The organism is Microcystis sp. LEGE 08355, assembly GCF_015207185.1.
Classification (GTDB): domain Bacteria; phylum Cyanobacteriota; class Cyanobacteriia; order Cyanobacteriales; family Microcystaceae; genus Microcystis; species Microcystis panniformis.
Genome location: NZ_JADEXI010000363.1, coordinates 1 through 4807, shown reverse-complemented (window position 1 = coordinate 4807; position 4807 = coordinate 1). Strand labels below are relative to the sequence as shown.

Genomic DNA, 4807 nt, shown 5'->3' with positions numbered 1-4807 from the left:
ACCCTAAATAGCCTAGCAAAAAGTCAAGAAAAACAGCAAAAAAACGTAGTTTCCCCCTTGACAAATAGCCAAAACTAGGCATTAGTTAAATTTAATGATTTTTTAATAAAAACCGCTTTCTATCACCAGAAAAAGCGATCAGTAGATTTTTATCAGAGTAATGTAATCATCTTTACAACTATCGGGGATCAAAGGATGTTACGGTGAAGGAGCGATGACAAACCCACTTTAAGATCACCCCAATTGCTATGGCACAGATTCTCGATCCCCTCCCCAACGGCAAGAAAAATAGTATTCTTTGTTGCTATGTCAATGCGACCAATCATATTCAAATTGTTCGCATCACCAATATTGCTAACTGGTATTTTGAAAGGGTGGTTTTCCCTGGGCAGCGTTTAGTATTTGAGACCCTAGCGGATGCTTTCTTAGAGATTCATACGGGGATGATGGCCAGTGCCATCCTTTCCGATAATATCCCCTGTGAACGCCTTTATATCAGCGATGGGGATGACGATGACTCCGATGGTCAACTAGAGGGGGAAATATTCTACCCCCATTCCCTAGAGGAAAGTCAAGGGGCGAAAATTGACAACACCGTACCCTTCGGTTTAACTTTAGCTTCCGCCTAGCTAATAACCTACTCCGATAATTCCCCTCGCACGAGAATGACAGTGCAATTAACCGCACGGGCAATCGTCGAGGGGATATTGCCATTTAATAACTGATTGAGCAAACTTTCCCTAGATGCACCCAAAAGCACCAAGGAACAGTCTTCCGATTCTACCAGATTAATTATTGCCTCGGCCGGAGAGGCCGAAGGAATCGGTAAAGGCACAATCGGCTGTGCGATCGCTTTCTGTAAAGATGCTTGTAAAACTTCCAAAATAGACAGATCTGGCAGTAACTCCGTCGGAGAATAGATTTTACATAACCAAAGTTTGGGATAATCCGAAGACTCGGACAAAGACAGCAAACTAGGCAATAATGCTAAAGCGCGTTGGGCATTGGGACCGCCGGCGGTGGGAATCAGCCAAATCCTTTCCCGATTAAGATCGTTGGGAAAACAATCCTTTGTTCCCAATTTTACCAAGATGGTTTCACAGGGAGCTTGGGCGATCAAAGTATCGACTAAAAACCCAAAAATCGCCCCAGTAGTCGATTTTTCCCCCGTCCAACCCATAATTAATAAATTGCTGTGTCGTTCGCGAATCGTGGCCAAAATCCCGTCGGCGATATCCTGAGCCACGGAAATTTGTGTATGAACAGAGATATTCTGCCGTCGGGCTAATCTTTCCAGACGATGAAGTAATTTGCGTCCTTCCCGCGTATCTACCTTTACTTCCGCCGGAGAACTAAGACGAGGCACAGTAATCACATAGAGACAATCTATCTCATAATTGCGTTCACGGGCGATCGCAGCGGCAGTTTTAAACAAAGCGGTAGCGGTGTCGGGATTGGCAATAGGTAACAAAATCCGTCCTATTCCCACGGCCGGGGAACGGGTTTGATAAACCACATAGGAAGGGGTACTGGGTTGGGGCAGTTGACAAACCCCCCCCAATTGATCAGCTTCCACCCGGATAATATCGGTGCGGGTGATGATCCCCACCAGTTTTTGACCGTCGGTAACGGGTAAACGGGAAAGCTGATAGCGATTTAACAGAAATAAAACATCGCTTAAAGCTGCCTGGGGGGCCACAGTAATCGGATTGGGAGTCATGATCTCCCGCAGGACGGTTTGACTGTTTTTTGATCGCCATTTATCCAGATCACTTTGGGTAAAAATCCCCAATAGTCGCCCCTGTTCCACCACGGGAAAACCGCGATGATGGGAACGGGACATAATTTTCACCACTTCCCCCAGGGGTAAATCCGCCGGCAGAATTTCCACCTGGGATTGCATCACATCTATAGCCGACAGATGGGCCAGCACATCATTAGCAGGGGTTTCCTCGTTGAGAATAATACCACTAGCGGAAAGTAAATGCTGATAGAGAGAACCGGGTAGAATGCTTTCGGCAGTGATATAAGAAACGGCACAGGTCAACATCAGGGGCAGCACAACATTAAAATTGTGATGCAGTTCAAAGACAATCACGATCGCCGTTACTGGAACCCTGACTACTCCCGTAAAAAAGGCCCCCATACCGGCTAAAGCATAACTAGGTTCGCTGCCGAAACCCATCATTTTCGTCTCGATTCCCCCCACCAGAAACCCCAAACAGGATCCCAACACCAAAGCGGGGGCGAGGAGTCCTCCCGGTGCGCCAGAACTATAGGAGATCATCGTCAGGAAAAAATAGACCACAAAAGCGAGGGCGGTATTCTGCCAGTTTAATTCCCCTGCCAGCAAAAATTCCCGTAAACCCGTATTATCTCGAAAAAAGTCGGGTAAAAAAGCCACTACCGTTCCCGATAAGCAACTGACCAGACCGATGCGCCAAGCTAAAGATAACCGCCAACGCCGCTGCATCTGACTACAAAAAAGGATGCCTTGATTGAATAAAGCCCCCAATAAGCCCGCTAAAGCCCCCAAAAGGCAATAAATGGGTATTTCTTGGGCAGAGAAGCTAATATTGGCATATTCAGTGATAATCGAGGGGGTATTCTGCAGCATCATCGAAACCACGGCCCCGGTAAAGGAAGCCACGATCGCCGTTTCTAGGGTCATACTGGAAACATCGCGCATTAATTCCTCGATCACAAAGAGGACGCCGGCGATGGGAGTAGTAAAACCGGCCGCTAACCCGGCGGCTGCCCCGGCTGCGATCATCTGACGACGGTGATCGGGACTGGTGGGCAGCCAGACGCTTAATTGGGCTGCTAGGGCCGCCCCGATGTGTACCGTGGGGGCCCGACGACCAAGGGTTAAACCACCGCCAAGGATCAGGATCGCCCCGATCATTTTTACTAGGGCGACGCGCCAAGACAGGGGCAAAGGATATTTAGCTAAGGCCGCTTTTACTTGGGGAATACCACCCCCGGCGGCCGCGGGGGAGAAGTGTTCGACAATCCAGCCGGCGCTGTAACCAAGCAGAAAACCGCCGAGGGGCAAAACTAGGAAAGGAGAGGAATTGGCTACTAGATGCACCCGCCAACCACCTAACCAACCGATGCCCAATTTCAGGATAATAGCGGCAAGGGCGGAGAGAATTCCGATTAAACAGGCTACCAGTAAAGCATAACGACTATCGGTCGCGCTACGTCCGAAGTGTTGGGATTTAAACCACTGATGGAGGTTTTGGTGACGGGCAAAAAGTCCCATAATTATCAGGGAGAATCAAGGCAAGCGAGGATTTATTTAGGGTTCTGATTCCTCGTTTCTTTAATCATAGGCCGTTAAGTTCTGTCACCGTTCACCTTGTTGCTACCAGTGGCCCTAATAGTAGTTTTTCTATCGATGGGCTAGGATCAAAGGTTGTCCCTGTCTTTGAGCGGAGGGTATTGTAAAGTTTCAAGACAAATATTGTCAGATATAGTCAAGCATGGCAATATGTGGACATGAAACTATCAGACTATGCAAAAAAAGCAGCAATAAGTTATCGAACGGCTTGGAGATGGTGGAAACAAGGGAATCTAACAGGTTATCAATTGCCTTCTGGTACAATTATCATAACGGATGACAACCCTTCAAAACCCGACTTGATAGCTTGCATTTATGCAAGAGTTTCCAGTGCTGAAAATAAAGACAATCTAGATAGACAAGCTGACCGATTAAAAGATTATGCTGTTGCCAGAGGCTACAAAATCTACAAAGTTGTCAAAGAAGTAGGCAGTGGATTAAACGATAATCGCCAACAATTAGCCAAAATTCTAGTTGACCCCAATTATAATGTTTTAATTGTTGAACACAAAGACCGTCTAGCCAGATTTGGGACTAATTATCTAGAAATCTTGTTAAAAGAACTAGATAAAAAACTGGAGATTGTCAATGAAAGTGAGGATAACCAAGATGAGTTTATGTCAGATTTAATAGCCATTATCACCTCTTTTTGTTCTCGAATTTACGGATTAAGAAGGTCGAAAACAAAGACAGAAAAGATTATAGCTGAGTTAAAAGACAACGGATAATAATGTTAGTAGCAGAAAGACACATTATCAAGAAAGGACATCCATTTTGGACTGAGATAGATAATTGATCTTGGCAGTCTAAAAATCTTGACAACTCAGCCAATTATTTAATCCGACATAATCTTTAGATAGGCGGAAAAATCACCATTTTATATTGTTATGTTGGTTCAATAATTTTTATCCCTGCTCTAAATTCTCGCAGTGCTTGAGCATGATTTTCTATATTAATACAACGCAGCAATAAACCTACATCTAAACTTGGTAAAAGTTGCGATTTACTAACAGCTTCATGTCCCTCATTTCCTAAACTATAAAACAATAACTCATCATTCATCCAAAACCAAACTTCGGGAATTTGTAACCGTTTGTATGCTTCCAGTTTATCAATCACTCCACTACCAACAACCACCTCAATCACTAAATAAGGATGTTTTCTATTTGCTCCCAACTCATAGGATTTATCACCTTCTTTTTTAACCTTTTCAAATTCATTTTCTAAGGTGACAGAACCGGTAGGAGTAAAATCTAATCCCAAAAATTCTAAATAAATTTCTAGTAAAGCACCAATACGTTCTTTGATGGTTTCGTGTTTTTTCCCTGGCATTTTTATAATCTCCAAAACTCCATCTAAAAAAGATAACCTTAACCCTGGGCGCTCAATTAGCTGTTCAACAGCTTTAAATTCTCTCCAGGTTATGTCACTAATTAAAATTGGTTCTGCTTCCCGTTCAATGAG

At 44.5% G+C, this 4807-nt stretch carries 4 protein-coding genes; 2 read left to right on the top strand and 2 right to left on the bottom strand.

Annotated elements, in window-relative coordinates:
• The first annotated feature begins 248 nt into the window (after positions 1-248).
• Positions 249-629 (top strand): DUF1830 domain-containing protein, encoded by a 381-nt coding sequence (locus tag IQ242_RS17000; RefSeq protein WP_193960783.1) that lies wholly within the window; start codon positions 249-251, stop codon positions 627-629.
• Positions 630-637: 8 nt separating this feature from the next.
• Here IQ242_RS17000 and IQ242_RS16995 read toward each other — a convergent pair whose 3' ends face one another.
• Positions 638-3265, bottom strand: a complete 2628-nt coding sequence (locus IQ242_RS16995; RefSeq protein WP_193960782.1) for a chloride channel protein — start codon at positions 3263-3265, stop codon at positions 638-640.
• Between the two features lie 236 nt (positions 3266-3501).
• Between IQ242_RS16995 and IQ242_RS16990 the strand changes: the two genes are divergently transcribed.
• Positions 3502-4071 carry an IS607 family transposase gene (locus IQ242_RS16990; RefSeq protein WP_193960781.1) on the top strand — a complete coding sequence of 190 codons (570 nt, stop codon included), beginning with the start codon at positions 3502-3504 and terminating at the stop codon, positions 4069-4071.
• A 157-nt stretch (positions 4072-4228) separates the two neighbouring features.
• Here the strand turns inward: IQ242_RS16990 and IQ242_RS16985 are convergent.
• On the bottom strand, positions 4229-4807 hold a 579-nt coding region (locus IQ242_RS16985), incomplete at its 5' end, for a Uma2 family endonuclease (RefSeq protein WP_193960780.1).

Coding starts and splice junctions, on each gene's coding strand:
- IQ242_RS17000 (WP_193960783.1), top strand. CDS start 249: ATGGCACAGATTCTCGATCCCCTCCCCAACGGCAAGAAAAATAGTATT.
- IQ242_RS16995 (WP_193960782.1), bottom strand. CDS start 3,265: ATGGGACTTTTTGCCCGTCACCAAAACCTCCATCAGTGGTTTAAATCC.
- IQ242_RS16990 (WP_193960781.1), top strand. CDS start 3,502: ATGAAACTATCAGACTATGCAAAAAAAGCAGCAATAAGTTATCGAACG.